Annotated in this window: 13 protein-coding genes, 1 tRNA gene and 1 pseudogene; 12 read left to right on the forward strand and 3 right to left on the reverse strand. The window is 63.9% G+C overall.

Annotation, left to right across the window (positions count from 1 at the left end; genetic code table 11):
• The first annotated feature begins 72 nt into the window (after nt 1-72).
• The 3 genes from VITFI_RS05425 to VITFI_RS05435 are packed head-to-tail and all read left to right on the forward strand — an operon-like array spanning nt 73 to nt 3,180.
• Complete coding sequence (locus tag VITFI_RS05425; protein ID WP_089416098.1) at nt 73-729, forward strand: sensor histidine kinase; 657 nt, start codon at nt 73-75, stop codon at nt 727-729.
• Between the two features lie 9 nt (nt 730-738).
• On the forward strand, nt 739-1,497 hold the full coding sequence (locus tag VITFI_RS05430; RefSeq protein WP_089416099.1) for a phosphatase PAP2 family protein: 759 nt from the start codon (nt 739-741) through the stop codon (nt 1,495-1,497).
• 6 nt (nt 1,498-1,503) lie between these two features.
• The gene (locus tag VITFI_RS05435; protein ID WP_089416100.1) at nt 1,504-3,180 is read left to right on the forward strand and encodes a phosphoethanolamine transferase; all 1,677 of its coding nucleotides are present in this window, start codon (nt 1,504-1,506) and stop codon (nt 3,178-3,180) included.
• A 2-nt stretch (nt 3,181-3,182) separates the two neighbouring features.
• On the opposite strand, the gene VITFI_RS05440 is transcribed toward VITFI_RS05435, so the two are convergent.
• Nucleotides 3,183-5,204, reverse strand: a complete 2,022-nt coding sequence (locus VITFI_RS05440) for a capsular polysaccharide biosynthesis protein (RefSeq protein ID WP_198301634.1) — start codon at nt 5,202-5,204, stop codon at nt 3,183-3,185.
• A gap of 7 nt (nt 5,205-5,211) precedes the next feature.
• Complete coding sequence (gene cysQ, locus VITFI_RS05445) at nt 5,212-5,988, reverse strand: 3'(2'),5'-bisphosphate nucleotidase CysQ (RefSeq protein ID WP_089417982.1); 777 nt, start codon at nt 5,986-5,988, stop codon at nt 5,212-5,214.
• 35 nt (nt 5,989-6,023) lie between these two features.
• Between cysQ and VITFI_RS18650 the strand changes: the two are divergent.
• From VITFI_RS18650 to VITFI_RS05470, 6 genes and pseudogenes are all read left to right on the forward strand, one after another.
• Nucleotides 6,024-6,293: pseudogene (locus VITFI_RS18650) on the forward strand (helix-turn-helix domain-containing protein); the annotation flags it as partial.
• Nucleotides 6,294-6,983: 690 nt separating this feature from the next.
• On the forward strand, nt 6,984-7,883 hold the full coding sequence (cysD, locus tag VITFI_RS18395; protein ID WP_232476699.1) for a sulfate adenylyltransferase subunit CysD: 900 nt from the start codon (nt 6,984-6,986) through the stop codon (nt 7,881-7,883).
• Between the two features lie 57 nt (nt 7,884-7,940).
• Entirely contained in the window at nt 7,941-9,845 is a 1,905-nt protein-coding gene (cysN, locus tag VITFI_RS05455; protein WP_089416103.1) for a sulfate adenylyltransferase subunit CysN, read from the forward strand.
• A 109-nt stretch (nt 9,846-9,954) separates the two neighbouring features.
• On the forward strand, nt 9,955-11,706 hold the full coding sequence (locus VITFI_RS05460) for an SLC13 family permease (protein WP_089416104.1): 1,752 nt from the start codon (nt 9,955-9,957) through the stop codon (nt 11,704-11,706).
• A gap of 2 nt (nt 11,707-11,708) precedes the next feature.
• A complete protein-coding gene (gene purU / locus VITFI_RS05465) occupies nt 11,709-12,596 on the forward strand; it encodes a formyltetrahydrofolate deformylase (RefSeq protein ID WP_089416105.1) in 888 nt (295 codons plus the stop codon).
• A 15-nt stretch (nt 12,597-12,611) separates the two neighbouring features.
• Nucleotides 12,612-13,145, forward strand: coding sequence for a DUF2946 family protein (locus VITFI_RS05470; protein ID WP_089416106.1), 534 nt, complete (start codon nt 12,612-12,614; stop codon nt 13,143-13,145).
• A gap of 50 nt (nt 13,146-13,195) precedes the next feature.
• On the opposite strand, the gene VITFI_RS05475 is transcribed toward VITFI_RS05470, so the two are convergent.
• Entirely contained in the window at nt 13,196-13,678 is a 483-nt protein-coding gene (locus VITFI_RS05475) for a c-type cytochrome (protein WP_089416107.1), read from the reverse strand.
• A 237-nt stretch (nt 13,679-13,915) separates the two neighbouring features.
• Here VITFI_RS05475 and VITFI_RS05480 point away from each other — a divergent pair.
• The 3 genes from VITFI_RS05480 to VITFI_RS05490 all read left to right on the forward strand — a co-directional run bounded on the left by VITFI_RS05480 (nt 13,916) and on the right by VITFI_RS05490 (nt 16,019).
• Nucleotides 13,916-13,991, forward strand: a tRNA-Arg gene (locus tag VITFI_RS05480).
• A 25-nt stretch (nt 13,992-14,016) separates the two neighbouring features.
• Entirely contained in the window at nt 14,017-15,075 is a 1,059-nt protein-coding gene (locus tag VITFI_RS05485; RefSeq protein WP_089416108.1) for a septal ring lytic transglycosylase RlpA family protein, read from the forward strand.
• Nucleotides 15,072-16,019, forward strand: coding sequence for an SMP-30/gluconolactonase/LRE family protein (locus VITFI_RS05490; RefSeq protein WP_089416109.1), 948 nt, complete (start codon nt 15,072-15,074; stop codon nt 16,017-16,019). The genes VITFI_RS05485 and VITFI_RS05490 overlap by 4 nt, the downstream gene beginning before the upstream one ends.
• Nucleotides 16,020-16,071: the final 52 nt, after the last annotated feature.

Genomic DNA, 16,071 nt, shown 5'->3' on the forward strand with positions numbered 1-16,071 from the left:
CATCCGAGGTCATCCGGATTTATCGCGTGCCGTTTGGTGGTTTATCTCATCTCTCTTCAACTGCGCACCCCCTTGACCGCGTTACGCACCGATCTGGAGATGTTGGCCTTGGCAACGGGGGATGAAACAGCGCGGCGCCTGCGTCTGCAACGGGCACTGACGGCGGTGGATGCGGTGGCCGGGGCGCTGGATTCGGTGCGTACCCTGCATGCAGCGCCGGTGCATCCGCCACAGTGGGTGAACCTGGCCCGCTGCGTCCAAGATGCCTGGGACAGCCTGGGGGACTTGCCCAGCCGCCACGCCCTGAGTTTGTGCAACGACATCGACGTGGCCGTGCATGTCATGGCGGATCGTCACGCCTTGCTGACCATTTTGCGCAACCTGATGCGCAACGCCGCCGAACACGCCGCCCCCGCCCAATGCCGGGTGTGGAACACGCCGGACGGGGTGGTGTTCGAGGACGATGGCCCCGGAGTGTCGGCGCCCGAGCTGGCGCTGCTGTTTGAGCGTTATTGGCGCGGGCGCTTGGCCGACAGCCCCACTCCCGCCGAGCCGGGGGACGCACGCGGCCTGGGGCTGGCCATCGCCCGGCAGATGGCAGAAATGCAAGGCTGGCGCTTGCATGCCGAGGCCGTCGTGCCCCATGGTCTGCGGTTTGTGGTGACGTTGGCTGTGCATCACGGTTTTTCGACGGAGGCCTCTCTAGGATCGTGCGTTTTGCCCACATGAGCAGGTGCCGTGATTCGTTGTTTTGCTGCTTTGCGCCAACCGGGTGCGCTCCGGCGTTATGTCGGATGGCATGCCGTCGTCCTGCCGGGGATGTTTGCCTTGTTAGGCGCCACCCTGCATTGGAGCGGCGCTGACTTCGCTTTGAGCCGGCTGTGGTTTGACAGTGCCACCGGCCAATTTGTCGGCCAAGATGTGCGCTGGCTGGAGCTACTGGGGCATCGCTTGGCCAAGTCGGCGGTGCTGGCGCTGTGGGGGTTGCTGTTGGTGGCGGCGGTGGCGGCGCGTTGGTGGCCGGCGTGGCGCCCGCATCGGGGGGTGTTGTGGCGCACTGTGCTGGCCATGGCGCTGGGCCCAGCCGTGGTCGCAGGGCTCAAAGACATCAATACCGCCGCGTGCCCCTGGAGTCTGGTGGAATTCGGGGGCAGCGCGGTGTATCACCTGGACTGGTTTGTCAGCCGGGCCGAAGCCGGACGCTGTTTCCCCGGAGGGCACGCTGCCGGTGGTTTCTCGCTCATCGCCCTGGCGTTTGCGGGGCGGCTGACCGGCCATCCTCGCTTAGAACGCTGGGGGCTGTGGGCCGCCTTGCTGGTGGGGGGCTTGTTCAGCGGGGTTCGCATGCTCCAAGGGGCGCACTTCGCCAGTCACAACCTGTGGTCGGCAGCGCTGGATTGGTGGCTGGCGATGCTGGTGTTTGCCCCGGCTTTGTGCGCACAGGCCACCCCCACCATCGCCCCGATGCCCTCTCCGACCGATTTGAAGACGATTTGACGACCCATGACGATCTTGCAACGTTGGCACGCTCGCTGGCCTTGGCGCCCGCTGTCTCAGGAAATGTTGGTGCTGGGGGTGGCCGCCCTGATCACGCTGTTGGGCAACGGGGCGTTCTGGCAGGGTGCCCTGGCGGGCCGCTCGTTCGCCGAGGCCAACACCTGGCGCTTTGTGCTGGGCGCGGGGGTGATGATCACCGCCGTGCAAGGGCTGCTGCTGCTGTTGCTGGCGCATCGCCATACGGTGCGGCCCGTGCTGGCGTTGGCGCTGGTGTCCACCGCCGTGGGGGGGCACATGATGGCGCGTTATGGCGTGGTGCTCGACCCGTCCATGCTGCGCAACGCCATGCGCACCGATGTGCGTGAAGCCACCGAGTTGTTCAACCCGGGGTTGTTGTTGAGCATCGTGGGGGCCCTGGTGGCGTCGGCGCTGCTGTGGGTGGTGCCGCTGCGTGTGCGACCCTGGCGGCGGGCAGCGCTGGTGCGTGGCCTGACCATGCTGGGCACGCTGGTGGTGGCGGTGGCGGCACTGCTGCTGATCTTTCAAGATTTTGGTTCGCTGATGCGCAACCACAAGGCGTTGCGCTACACCCTCACCCCGGTGAACGTCTTTTATTCGACCACCAGCGTGGTGGTGACGGACATGCGTGCCGCCGCTCGCAAGCCCGAACCCCCGCAGCCCGTGGAACGCTTGGCACAGGCGCCGGGGCGCAAGCCAGCGGTGTTCGTGGTGGTGCTGGGGGAAACGGCGCGTGCTGCCAACTTCGGCCTGGGCGGCTACAGCCGCGACACCACGCCCGAACTGCGGCGCCAAACCGATGCGGTGTACTTCCCGCAGACGATGGCGTGTGGCACGTCCACCGAAGTGTCGGTGCCGTGCATGTTTTCGGCGTTTGGGCGGGCAGACTATGACGAGGATCGCATCCGCGCCAGCGAGTCGGTGCTGACCTTGATGGCGCGTGCAGGCTTGCGCGTGGTGTGGCTGGACAACCAGAGCGGCTGCAAAGGCGTCTGCCAAGGCACGGACACCCGCGATGTGAGCCACGAAAAAGACCCCACCCTGTGCGATGGCGAACGCTGTTTCGACGAAATTTTGGTGAAAGGGCTGGAGCGCGTGCTGGCCGAACCCGACCCGCAGCAGCGCGACACCGTGGTGGTGCTGCACCAGCTCGGCAACCACGGGCCAGCGTATTACCGACGGTATCCGGCGGCGTTCCGGCGCTTTACGCCCGAGTGCCAACGCAACGAGTTGCGCGAGTGCAGCCAAGCCGAAATCGTCAACGCCTACGACAACGCTTTGCTCTACACCGACTGGGTGGTGAATCAAACCATTGAGGTGCTGAAGCGTCAGCGCCCGCAGCGTGAGGTGGGGTTGGTGTACGTGTCCGACCACGGGGAGTCGCTGGGCGAGGGTGGGTTGTACCTGCACGGCATGCCGCAGGCTATCGCACCCGATGTGCAACTGCATGTGCCCATGCTGTGGTGGTTTGGCCGCGACGAATCCAACGGGCGTTCGGACATGGGCGTGGATGGCGCCTGCCTGCGCCAGCGCGCCAGCGCGCCGGCCAGCCACGACCATCTGTTCCACACTCTGTTGCGCTTGATGGCGGTGGACACCCCCCGCTACCAAGCCGGACGCGATCTGTTGAGCGCCTGCCGTGACGGCACCGCGCCCGCGAAATAAGTTCAGCGTCGCTTGAGCGCCACCCACAGGCGCAGCACGTGGGTGAGCGCGGCGTGCAGCCCGCGCACCAGCGGCGCAGGCGGGGTCTGATCGCGCAGTTCATCCAAAGTGCGCTCGGGCGTGGTGAAGCGCCGCGTGCGTTGGCTGAGGTAAGTGGGATAAAGAATCAGCGTGGCCGCCGTCAGCGCGTCCAAGGACAGGGCGCGTTGGCGCTGCGGGTGGTCGAGCCGATCGTCGGTCAATCCCCAGCCGGAGTAAAACGGTCGGCCCCAGCACACCACGCGCCGCCCGCGCAGCAGCGCTTCAAAGCCGGCCAGCGAGGTCATGACATGCACCGTGTCCACCTGCCTCAGCAGCGTGTCCATGCGGGCGTGGGGCAAAACCTCGTCGCAATGCTGGGCGGCTTGATGCTCGTCCGACCCAGGAGAGCGCAGTTTGGCAACCACGTCCGGGTGCGGCTTGTAAATCAGCCAAGCCCGTGGATGGGCCTGCCGTGCGGCTTGGATCAACGCCAGGTTGCTGCGGATGCGCGGTGAACCATGGCGCAGCGAAGCGTCAGACTCGACCTGCCCCACCACCAACACCACGTCGCGCCCTTGGGCGGCGGCGGGGCGCTGCCATGGCGTGCCGCTGAGGTTGTACTTCGTCGCGCCCTGGGCCAGGATGCGTTCACGCAGCGCCGCTGCACGGGCGCACAGCGCGGGCGGGAAGTCGGCGGTCTGCAACAGGTGTTCGATGTCCGAGGGGTGGTCGCCGTCATAGTAGATGCCGCGCCGGTCTTGCACCCAGCTTTGCGGCTGCACCAGAGCGGCCCCCAGCCCGACCGAGCGCAGAAAACCGTCTTCCATGCGCACCACGGTGGCCGCAGGCCCACCCGGTGGCAGCGGCTGGCGCCCCCACAGCACCACGGTGCTGCCCGCTGGCACTGGTGCTTGGCGCGATTGGAACGTGACCCGGCTCCCCGCCAAAAAACGCCGCACGATCGGGCGTTTCCACAGCGAAAACCCCGCCGCGATCACCTCCGGCGCAAAACGCGTGCGCTGTTGACGTTGCAGGGCGAACCAGTCGAGCAGGGGTTCGATGTCGCAGCGCTGCCCGGTTTCTGGGTGAACGTAACGCGGATAAGCGATCAAGGCCGCATGCACGAGGCTGTCCAGGGTGGCAGCGCTTCGGCGGGCGGGGGCGGGTTGGTCATCCGAAGTCAAACCCCAGCCGGCGTAAAACGGCAGGCCAAAACAGCGCACCGGCACGCCCCACAGCAGCGCTTCAAACCCCATTTGTGAGGTGACGACGTACATCGCCGCCACCCGCTCCAGCAACGCCGGCGGATGCACATCCCGTCCCAACCAGCGGATGCGCGCCCGATCCGCAGCGGAGAGCTGAGGCAGCACTGCGTCGAAGTGCCCCCGCTTGCGCCCGGCGATCACGTCCGGATGCACCTTGAGCACGATGAGGCGGTCGGGATGTTCGGCCAGCGCCGCACGCAACATGCGGGCGAAATGCTCGGGCCCCGCTTGGCCGCAGGTGATCGAGGCGTCACCCCAGGTTTGATCCACCACCAGCACCGCGCCGGCCCATTCGGGGTCATCGGCTTCGCGGGCGTGGTTGTATTTGGAGACACGCGCCGCCCGCCACGCTTGGCGCAGTGCTTCCGCCCGGGCGGCTTCAGCCGCCGTCGTGCCCGCAGCAATCAGGCGTTCGAGGCGCGAGGGGTGGCGCGCATCGTAATAAATGCCGGCGTCGTCCCACACCAGGGACAGGGGCGGATCGTCCGGCCCCAGCCCGATCGAGCGCAGAAAGCCATCTTCGATGCGCAGCACCGGCAAACCGCGTCGGGTGGCCCAAGACTGGGCGCGTTGCGCGCTGGGTTTTTGCCCCCAGGCCAACACCGCGTCGGCCCCGTGGCGCCACGCGGCCCAAGGGCTGACGAGGGTGGCTTCGGACAGCAGCGCGGTCAGGGTCGGCACCTGGGCCACGCCCTGGCCATGCACCACCCAGCGCGGCGGAGTTGGCGCTGCGCTCATCCGAGGGTCACTGGCCGCTGGCGGCGAAGTGGGGGTTGTCGAACCCGGGCTTGCCATAGCGCAGCACCGCGCCATCGGCCACGACGGTGACGGTGCCACCCGCTGCGCGCAGCACGGCGTCCCCGGCGGCGATGTCCCATTCCATGGTGCGGCCCAGGCGCGGATACACGTCGGCCTCACCTGCCGCGACCAAACACAGCTTGAGCGAAGAGCCAGCGTTGGTGCGCGAGGCCACTTTGCGGCCCGCGAGGAAAGCGTCCAGCGCGGTTTCGTCACCGTGCGAGCGGCTGGCCACCACGGTCAAGCCTTCGGCGGGCACGGCGCGGGTGGTGATGGCGCGGCGGCCCTGGGCATCTTCCAGCCAAGCCCCTTGGCCCTGCACCCCCCCGAACAAGCGGCCAATCGCCGGGGCGTATACCAAACCCAGCACCGGCACGCCGTTTTCGATCAGCGCGATGTTCACCGTGAACTCGCCGTTGCGGCTGATGAACTCCTTGGTGCCGTCCAGCGGATCGACCAAGAAGAAACGCTCGGCCACATCCGGGATTTGACCGGCGGCCACAGCTTCTTCGGCGACCACCGGCACGGCGGGCAACACCTGCGCCAAACCGGCCAAGATCACCGCCTCGGCTTTTTGATCGGCCTGGGTGACGGGCGAGGCATCGCCTTTTTGCGTCACGTCGAAATCGGTGGCGTAGATGTCCATGATGACGCGGCCTGCGTCGCGGATCAGGGGCACCAGTTGTTCGAGCAGATCGGCCGTGGCCAGGGAAGAGGCACGCATGGGCATGGGGGGTGAAAAGTCGAGGACGAAGCATTGTGCCGGCCTCATGGCAGAATTTACCTCCCTCAAAGTTTTTTTGTCTTGAATTGACCGCATCCCTCACCCCTGCCATACAAGCACTCAATGCCCGTCGTCGCCGGGCGGTGCAATTGCGGGTGGATGGGCACAGCCTGAGCCAAATCAGCGCGCAAACGGGCCTGAGCGTGCCCACCATCCTGAGTGCGGTGCGGGCGTTTGAGGGCGGCGGCTGGCAAGCGATTGATGTCGGCACGCGGGGCCGGCCACGTGGCGATGGGCGGACATTGTCAGCGACGCAAGAGCACTTTTTGCGCGAGGCGGTGCTCTGCCATGTGCCCGAGCACTATGGCCTGCCGGCGGGCACCTGGACCGCACAGGCCGTGGCCCGTTTGGCACAGCAGCAAGGTGGGCTCACGTTGGGCGCGCGGGCGCTGGCGCGCCTGCTGGAGCGTTGGGGGCTGGCCGTGCAAGCCTTGCCCGAGGCGGCCATCACCCCCGCGCAGAAACAATGGCTGACCGAGCAATGGCACCCCGCTTTGGCCCCCGCGCGCGAGCAGGGCCGACGCTTGTTGTGGGGGGGCACGTTGCCCCATCCCGACGTGCCGGGCGGAGGCGTGCTGGTGGCGGTCACGCCACGCGGCACCCTGCATTGGTTGGGGGTGCAACCGCTGCACGCCTGGCCGGTCTACCAAGATTTTTTCACCCGACTGTCGGCCGACAACGCCCGCAGTTGGACGCTGTGGCTGCACGGCCCTGCCTTGGCTCAGGTGCCTGCCGCACGGCAGTGGTTGGCACAACAGCCCCGTGTGCAGGTGTGGAACAGCCCACTGCCACCCCGGGCCCGCTGTCAACCTGAACCCCGTTTCGCAGCGGCGGTGCTGGAGGCTGCTGGCCCGAGCCTGTCTTCTCCTGCGGTGCCTGCCCCGAGTCCGGTGGTGGTGCCGCAGCGTTCTTCTCTGTTCAACAAGGAAGGTTCCATGAATCTGACCCACCTTCAGCGCCTGGAAGCCGAGAGCATCCACATCATGCGCGAAGTCGTTGCCGAGGCCGACAACCCGGTGATGCTGTACTCCATCGGCAAGGATTCAGCGGTGATGCTGCACCTGGCCAAAAAGGCGTTTTACCCGGCGCCGCCGCCCTTCCCGCTGCTGCATGTGGATACAACGTGGAAGTTCCGCGCCATGTACGAAATGCGCGATCGCATGGCCAACGAGTTGGGCATGGATCTGCTGGTGCATCACAACCCGGAAGCGGTCTCGATGGGCATCAACCCGTTTGACCACGGCTCGCAAATCCACACCGACATGTGGAAGACCCAGGGCCTGAAGCAAGCACTGGACAAGTACCACTTCGACGTGGCCTTCGGCGGCGCCCGCCGCGACGAGGAAAAAAGCCGCGCCAAGGAGCGCATCTTCTCGTTCCGTTCGGCACAGCATCGCTGGGACCCGAAGAACCAGCGCCCGGAACTCTGGCACCTGTACAACGGGCGCAAGCACAAGGGTGAGTCCATCCGCTGCTTCCCGATTTCCAACTGGACTGAGCTGGACATCTGGCAATACATCTACCTGGAAAACGTGCCCATCGTGCCGCTGTACTTCGCAGCCGAGCGTCCGGTGGTGGATCGGGACGGCACCTTGATCATGGTGGACGACGACCGCTTCCCGCTGCGCCCCGGTGAAGTGCCGATGATGAAGAGTGTGCGTTTCCGTACCCTGGGCTGCTACCCGCTGTCGGGCGCGGTCGAATCGACGGCGGGCACCCTCAAGGACATCATCCAAGAGATGCTGCTGACCAAGACCAGCGAACGCCAAGGCCGCATGATCGACCACGACAGCGCCGCCTCGATGGAGAAGAAGAAGCAAGAAGGTTACTTCTGACGCTTTCCAGCGTTGTTTTGCCCGCTTCTCACATCAACCACACTCAAGAGGTAAATCATGGCCCACGTATCGGACCTGATCTCCACTGACATCGAACAGTACCTGAAGCAGCACGAGAAGAAGAGCCTGCTGCGCTTCATCACCTGCGGCTCGGTGGATGACGGCAAGTCCACCGTCATTGGCCGGCTGCTGTACGAATCGAAGATGCTCTTCGAAGACCAGCTCGCCGCGATTGAAAACGACTCCAAAAAATGGGGCACCCAAGGCGGGGACATCGACTTCGCCTTGTTGGTCGATGGCCTGGCCGCCGAGCGCGAGCAAGGCATCACCATCGATGTGGCCTACCGCTTTTTCTCGACCGATCGCCGCAAGTTCATCGTCGCCGACACCCCGGGCCACGAGCAGTACACGCGCAACATGATCACCGGCGCGTCCACCGCCGATGTCGCCGTGATCCTGATCGACTCGCGCAAGGGCGTGCTGACGCAAACCCGTCGCCACAGCTACTTGGTGAGCCTGATTGGCATTCGCAAAGTGGTGCTGGCCATCAACAAGATGGACTTGGTGAACTACTCGCACGACGTGTTCAACAAGATCGACGCCGAATATCGCGAGTTCGCCAAGCAAATCGGTCTGAACGACATCACCTCCATCCCGCTGTCGGGTTTGAAGGGCGACAACATGATTTCGCCCAGCGTCAACACCCCGTGGTATCACGGCCCGACGCTGATGGGTTTCTTGGAAACCTGCGAGATCGACGAAACCCGCCTGCAAAGCCAGCCGTTCCGCCTGCCGGTGCAGTGGGTGAATCGCCCGAACCTGGATTTCCGGGGTTTTTGCGGCCAGATCGCCAGCGGCGTCATCAAGCCGGGGGATCGCATTCGCGCCCAGCCTTCGGGCCGAGAAAGCAAGGTGGCGCGCATCGTCACCGTGCATGGGGATCAGCCGATGGCCGTGGCCGGCCAAAGCGTGACCCTCACGCTGGAAGACGAGATTGACATCTCGCGTGGCGACGTGATCTCCATCGCGGAAAGCCCGGCGGAAGTGGCGGATCAGTTCGAAGCCACCATCGTCTGGATGACCGACGAGCACATGCTGCCGGGCCGGCCGTACCTGCTCAAGATCGGCACCCAAACCGTGACGGCGACCATCACCGAGCCGAAATACAAGGTGAACGTCAACACGATGGAGCACCTGGCGGCCAAGCAACTCGACATGAACGAGATCGGCGTGGTCAACCTGGCGCTGGATCGCCCGATTGCGTTCGACGCCTACAACGTCAACCGCGACACCGGCGGCTTCATCCTCATCAACCGCCTGACCAACAACACGGTGGGCGCAGGGATGATGCACTTTGCGCTGCGCCGCTCGCACAACATCCACATGCAGCACGTCGATGTGGACAAGGACGCCCGCGCTGCTGCCAAGGGCCAAAAGCCGTGTGTGTTGTGGTTCACGGGTTTGTCGGGGGCGGGCAAGTCCACCATCGCCAACTTGGTGGAGAAGAAGCTCCACGCCATGGGCCGCCACACCTACTTGCTCGACGGCGACAACGTGCGCCACGGTCTGAACAAGGATCTGGGCTTCACCGAGGCGGATCGTGTGGAGAACATCCGCCGCGTCGCCGAAGTGGCGCGTTTGATGGCCGACGCTGGTTTGATCGTGCTGACGGCCTTCATTTCGCCGTTCCGCTCGGAGCGGGCGATGGCGCGCAGCCTGATGGCCGATGGCGAGTTCGTGGAAATCCACGTCGATACGCCGTTGGAAGTGGCCGAAGACCGCGACGTCAAGGGTCTGTACAAGAAGGCCCGCCGGGGCGAGATCGCCAACTTCACCGGCATCACCAGCCCGTACGAGGCGCCGGAAGCCCCCGAGCTGCGGGTGGCTACCACGGTTGCATCGCCGGAGCAGGTGGCCGATCAGGTCATCGCCAAGCTGCGTGACCTGGGCATGATCGACTGATTGCCATGCTCTGAGGCCTCTCCATGTTCGGGAGGCCTCTGGTGTGCGGGCCTCTCAGAGAGGCCTTTTTCATGCCTGTTCACCGCCTTCAACGCCGATTGCCAATCCTATGACCCTTCCCCAGATCATCGTGCTCGTCAGCTTGACCTGGCTGATTGTGGAGCTGATCCGCGACAAGAAGTCTCCTGGAGCCTTGTTCAGCGGCATCGCTTTTCTCTACCTTGTGCTCGATTACATCAGCATGAAGGATGCGTTAAAGCAGTTCACCAACAACGGCCTGATCACCGTGGTGGTGCTGTTGCTGCTTACGATCGTGCTGGACAAGTCCCGCATGCTGGAGCTGATGGCCGATAAGCTGGTGCGCGGCCCTTATCGCTGGGCTTTGGTCAAGCTGTACACCGCCACGTGTTTTTACTCGGCCTTTTTGAACAACACGGCGGTGGTGGCGTCGTTGCTGGGCCCCCTCAAGGGCAACCGGGAGCACAGCGCTTCGCGGTTACTTATGCCGATGTGCTTTGCGGCTTCGCTGGGAGGCATCCTGACCTTGGTCGGCACCAGCACCAACTTGCTGGTCAACAGTTTGCTGGCCGGGCGCAAGATGCCCGAGTTGCACTTGTTTGACCTGTTTCCGGTCGGAATGCTCATCGTGGTGGCTTGCGGTGTGGTGATGGTGCTGTTTTACCCGTACTTGCTCAAGGCGCAGCCGCCCGCCGAAGAGGCCGTGAGCGACTACTTTCTGGAAGCCCATGTGCAGCCAGATTGCCCCCTCATCGGCAAGACCATTGAGGAGGTGGGTTTGCGCAACTTGGGGCACTTGTTCCTGACCGAGGTGGTTCGGGGCGACTACGTCATTGCCCCTGTGGAGCCGGATCGGTTCGTGAATGCAGGGGACATCCTGGTGTTTTCGGGTGATGTGACGCGGGTGGATTTGTTGGCCCGGTTCCCTGGCCTCAAAATCCACGATCATCACGACGAATTGCCCATGGATAACCTGGTCGAGGTGGTGATTGCTGCGGGCTCCTCACTGGCGCGGCGCACCATCCGCGAGGTGGACTTCCGCTCGCACTTTGATGCTGCCGTTATCGCTGTGCGTCGAGGCGCAGAGCGCCTGGGGGGATCGATAGGCGGTATTCGGCTCGAAGTTGGTGATGCGCTGGTGCTGGTGGTTGGTCAAGACTTTGAAAAGCGCAACAACCTTGGCCGTAATTTCGTCATCGTTAGCCAGCGTGAGGTGCAAAAGTTCGTCAACCCGCGCAAAGGGTTGTACTCCATGCTGGGCTTTCTAGCCGTGATTGTGCTGTCCTCGTTTGGGGTGGTGGACTTTCTGAAGGGCATGCTGCTGCTGTTGGCGGCGTTCTTGCTCACAGGCTTGGCTCGCGTGGCTGATTTGCGGCGCAACGTGCCCTGGGAGTTGATCATGATCATCGCGTCTTCTCTGGTTATTTCAGAGGTGATGATCAACACGGGCGTCGCCAAGCTCATGGCCAGTGGTTTGTTGAGTGGCGCGGAGCGCTTTGGGCCCTATGCTGCGCTGGCCGTGCTCCTGATCGTCACATGGATCCTGACGGAGTTGATGAGCAACAACGCTGCTGCTGCACTGGCGTTTCCCGTGGCCTTGGGGGTGGCGGAGCAACTGGGGCTTTCTCCCATGCCATTTGTGATGGGCGTGCTCTATGGGGCCAGTTGCAGTTTCATCACGCCCTATGGTTATCAGACCAACCTCATGATTCAGGGGCCAGGGCGCTACACCATGGGAGACTTTGTACGCACGGGCTTGCCCATTGCACTGGTGTTCAACCTGGTGGCGTTGGCGGCCATCCCGGTGTTCTTTCCTTTCGGATCGGCTCCTTACAATCCCTGACCATGTCCTCTCGCTCCCAAGAATTCATCCTGACCCTGTCGTGCCGTGACACGAAAGGGATTGTTCACAGCGTGTCCGGCTTGTTGTACCAAGCGGGTTGCAACATCATCGATTCCCAGCAGTTCGGCGACGTGCTCGGTGAGGGCGCCACCGGCCTGTTCTTCATGCGCGTGCATTTTGAAGCGCCCCCCCAGTTGGCCGATGTCACCACGCTGGAGCTGCTGTTCAGCCACGCCCGTGAGCAGTTCGGTATGGATGCCCGCTTCCGCGCCGTGGCGCAAAAAGCGCGGGTGTTGCTGATGGTCAGCCAGCACGGGCACTGCCTGAATGATTTGCTGTTTCGCTGGAAAAGCGGGCAGTTGCCGGTGGATATTCCGGCGATTGTGTCGAACCACACCACCTTCGAATCACTGGCGCAAAGTTATGGCATTCCGTTCCACCACTTGCCGCTGGTCGGCGGCTCGGACGCTGCAACCAAGCGTGCCCAAGAGCAGCAAATCGAAGCGTTGATCGAAGCGGAAAACGTCGATCTGGTGGTGCTGGCGCGCTACATGCAGATTCTCAGCCCCGAGTTTTGCGAGCGCCTGCGTGGGCGAGCGATCAACATCCACCACAGTTTCTTGCCGAGTTTCAAGGGTGCCAAGCCTTACTACCAAGCCCATGCCCGGGGCGTGAAACTGATTGGTGCCACGGCCCACTACGTCACCCCCGATCTGGACGAAGGCCCGATCATTGAGCAGGACGTGGCGCGGGTGGATCACTCGCTGTCCGCCGAAGACCTGACATCGGTGGGGCGAGATGTGGAGTGCGTGGTGTTGGCGCGGGCGGTGCGCTGGCATGTCGAACGCCGGGTGCTGATCAACGGGCACAAAACGGTGGTGTTCCGCTGAACGCAGGCGCTGACCGTGGACGATCAAGTCAAAGCCGCGCTGCGCAAGTGGCCGAATGTTCCAGCGTGCCGTGGCTGGCTGGGCTTGGATGCACGCGGGGATTGGTACATGCGCGATGCGGCAGTGCAGGTGGCCGGGGCATTTCCTCAGGCCAAAGGCAGCCGCATTCAGCACGACAAGCTGATCGCCTTCATTTGGCGCAACTACGAAGCCGATGCACAAGGCGCCTGGTTTTTCCAGAACGGGCCTCAGCGCGTGTATGTCGAACTGGAGGCGGCCCCCTGGGTGTGGCGTTTGCAGGCCCGCGCCGACGGTACTGTGCAAGCGCTGGCGCCGCTGGGGGAGGACGTGGCGATTTCGGAGGCGTGGCTCGATGAAGCGGGGCGACTGTTCCTGCTGAGTCCTCGAGGCCTCGGCTTGGTGCATTCGCTGGACATGCTCATCGCCGCCGATGCGTTAGAGCAGGGCCAGTGGCCTGCCCCTGGAACCTTGACTTTTGCCGCGCTGCGGGCGCGCTTTGGGTACCAACTTCATCCGATTCCGGCATGAAAAAAGCCACCCGAAGGTGGCTTGTGATCCATCGGGGGGCTTTCCCGGTGTTACTGTGCAGCGCTGGCAGCGGCAGCCGGTGCCTTGGGCTCGTCGAACTTGGCACCGCCTTGGTTGGCCATGTACACCACAGCGCGGGCGATTTCATAATCCGAAGCAGCACCGCCGCTTTGCGCCGGCATGCTGTTCTTTCCCTTGAGCGCCGAGTTCAGCAGTGCCTCGAAGCCAGTCTTGACGCGAGGGCCCCAAGCGCCAGCATCGCCGAATTTGGGAGCGCCCAACGCCCCGGCAGCGTGGCAAGCGGCACACTGGGCCTTGTAGACTTTTTCCTCGCCCGTGCGAGCCGGGCCGTTGCTTGCAGCGGCCTTGACTTCAACCAAGCCGATGGGTTGAATGCGTTCGGCGACTTCTTGCTGCTGATCTGGAGAGGGTGCGCGCCCACCCGTCGGGACGAACATGGCAAACAGCACCACGGCGACGACCACGATGATGATGGGCAGAACCACGCCGCCCGTTTGTTGTTGCTTGTGCATCTATTCCTCGATTCGATCGGTACGATAGAGACACCCCACGAGCGGGGTGGAATTCTTGACTGGCGGGCCAAGTGGGTGTTTTACGTCCCGCGTAACCCGGGGAGTATAGCGTCGCGATCTTGATGGTCAGCTGACTTTGAGTGCCGTAAACGGATATGCTGTGACGCCAAGTTTTCCGGGGGGCTCCGAATATGGCTTCGTATCCTGCTAGAATCTTTCGTTCAACTCAAATGGACGGCGCCCGTAGCTCAGTGGATAGAGTACTGGCCTCCGAAGCCAGGGGTCGCTGGTTCGATCCCAGCCGGGCGCGCCACGCTTTGGGTTGTGTGGGCTGGGGAATGGTGTTCATTGCCGGTTTATCCGGCTCCGCCAGCACCTCAGACTCCACGTTAGACATGCGCAGCGACTACGCTGCTGCGCAAGTCGATGGGCCACCCGTCGGTGTGTTGCCAGATCCCATGGCCATACCCGATGCGGAGCCGCGCATTGAGGCCATTCTCCCTGGCGGGGCCAATCGGCCTTACCAAGTGGCAGGCCGGGTCTACACGCCCATCACAGCCGATATTCCCATGTCAGAGCGAGGTTTGGCCTCATGGTACGGTCGAAAGTACCACGGGCGCCGCACTTCGACCGGGGAGTACTACAACATGTTTGCCATGTCTGCGGCTCATCCCACGATGCCGTTGCCGAGCTACGCTCGCGTGCGCAATCCAGCCAATGGGCGCGAAGTGATCGTGCGCGTGAACGACCGGGGGCCATTCTCCGGCGATCGGGTGATCGATCTGTCCTGGGCGGCTGCGGCCAAGCTGGGGGTGGCTCAGCGGGTGGGGACTGTGGAAGTGCAGCGTCTGACACGCACCGACATCTTGGCGCTCCAAAACGAGGGTGGAATCGAGGAGCCCATCAGCGGGGGTTATCACAACAGCACCACACCGGTGGCGGTGATCAATCCTGTGGGTCGGCCAGGTTCGGCGGCAGGGGCGACGGGCGGGGGGGCAGAAGCCACGCCTTCAGCGGTGGCCACGCCCGTGCGGGTGGGGTCGGGGGTGACGGTCATCACCGCCACGCCGTTGCCCAGCAGCGGTGGCGGCACACCCGCTGCGGCAGCGGCCAGCGTGCGCCCGTCCGGTGGCGTTCCATCGCCCGCAGCGGCTGTGGCAGCCGGGGGGTTTTGGTTGCAGTTTGGCGCGTTTTCTCGTTCTGAAGGCGCACAGGCCCTGCGAGGAGAGATTGCCGCACGCTTAGATTGGATCGCGCCGGCGCTGACGATTGTTTCGGACGGGGCTTTGTACCGACTCCAAGCCGGGCCGTATCGTTCGCGGGTAGACGCTGGCGACGTGCTGCACAAAATCAAGGAAGAATCGGCCTGGACACCCATCGTGGTGGAGCGTAAATGAATGCTGACCAAGGTGGTAGCGAGGAGAAAAAGCGCGTGCAGGCCGATGAGTGGATCGTGGAACCGTTGCCGGTGGCAGCATCCGAGCTGGGGGAGTCGCCCTTTTGGCATCCTGACGAAGAGGTGCTGTATTGGTGCGACATCCCAGGGCGCTGCCTGAACCGCTACGCCCCCGCCTCTGGCGCGCACGATCAGTGGCACTTTGACACCGAGCCTGCCGCTTGTGCGCCCTTGCTCAGTGGTGGGGTGTTGCTGGCCATGCGGGATGGGCTGTGGCGTTTTGATCCGCGCCAGGGGCGGCGTGAGCGTCTGGCGTCGCCGCCTTACGACCCTGCTTGCGAGCGCTTCAATGATGGCAAAGCCGACGCCTGGGGTCGTTTTTGGGTTGGCACGATTTACGAACCCCGCGACCGACCTGCGGCGGGCTTGTACTGTTGGCACCGTGGGTCGCTTCAGCGCATGGCGTCGGACGTCACCACCAGCAACGGTTTGGCATGGAGCCCCGATGGACGCCGCATGTACTGGAGCGACACCAAGGCCCACCGCATCGACGTGTTGGATGTCAGCCCCTTTGATGGTTCGATTGCGCAGCGCCGAGCGTGGGTCACGTTGCCCGTCAAGCAGCCGGGGCAGCCATTGCAGACGTATGGGGGGCGCCCCGACGGTGCTGCTGTGGACAGCGAGGGCTGTTACTGGAGTGCAATGTTTGAGGGGCAGCGCCTGGTGAGGTTTTCCCCGGCGGGTGAAGTTCTCCAGGAAGTGCCGCTGCCCGTGCGCTGCCCGACGATGCCGTGTTTCGGCGGGAGTGACTTGCGGACGCTGTTTATCACCACGGCGCGTGAGAACCGTCCTGCTCAGGAGTTGATGGCCCAGCCGTGGGCGGGACGTGTGTTGCAGATGCGCGTGCGTGTACCGGGATTGCCCACCTGCTTTGTCGCGGAATGAGCGATTTCACGATGCGGAAAGCGATTCCGACTCTTTCGTGGGTGCGATTCTG

The organism is Vitreoscilla filiformis (assembly GCF_002222655.1).
Lineage (GTDB): Bacteria > Pseudomonadota > Gammaproteobacteria > Burkholderiales > Burkholderiaceae_C > Ideonella > Ideonella filiformis.

What these genes read in the sequence shown, in the direction of transcription:
- VITFI_RS05435 (WP_089416100.1), top strand. Translation starts at nt 1,504, where the DNA reads ATGACGATCTTGCAACGTTGGCACGCTCGCTGGCCTTGGCGCCCGCTG.
- VITFI_RS05440 (WP_198301634.1), bottom strand. Translation starts at nt 5,204, where the DNA reads ATGAGCGCAGCGCCAACTCCGCCGCGCTGGGTGGTGCATGGCCAGGGC.
- cysQ (WP_089417982.1), bottom strand. Translation starts at nt 5,988, where the DNA reads ATGCGTGCCTCTTCCCTGGCCACGGCCGATCTGCTCGAACAACTGGTG.
- cysD (WP_232476699.1), top strand. Translation starts at nt 6,984, where the DNA reads ATGAATCTGACCCACCTTCAGCGCCTGGAAGCCGAGAGCATCCACATC.
- cysN (WP_089416103.1), top strand. Translation starts at nt 7,941, where the DNA reads ATGGCCCACGTATCGGACCTGATCTCCACTGACATCGAACAGTACCTG.
- VITFI_RS05460 (WP_089416104.1), top strand. Translation starts at nt 9,955, where the DNA reads ATGACCCTTCCCCAGATCATCGTGCTCGTCAGCTTGACCTGGCTGATT.
- purU (WP_089416105.1), top strand. Translation starts at nt 11,709, where the DNA reads ATGTCCTCTCGCTCCCAAGAATTCATCCTGACCCTGTCGTGCCGTGAC.
- VITFI_RS05475 (WP_089416107.1), bottom strand. Translation starts at nt 13,678, where the DNA reads ATGCACAAGCAACAACAAACGGGCGGCGTGGTTCTGCCCATCATCATC.
- VITFI_RS05485 (WP_089416108.1), top strand. Translation starts at nt 14,017, where the DNA reads ATGGTGTTCATTGCCGGTTTATCCGGCTCCGCCAGCACCTCAGACTCC.
- VITFI_RS05490 (WP_089416109.1), top strand. Translation starts at nt 15,072, where the DNA reads ATGAATGCTGACCAAGGTGGTAGCGAGGAGAAAAAGCGCGTGCAGGCC.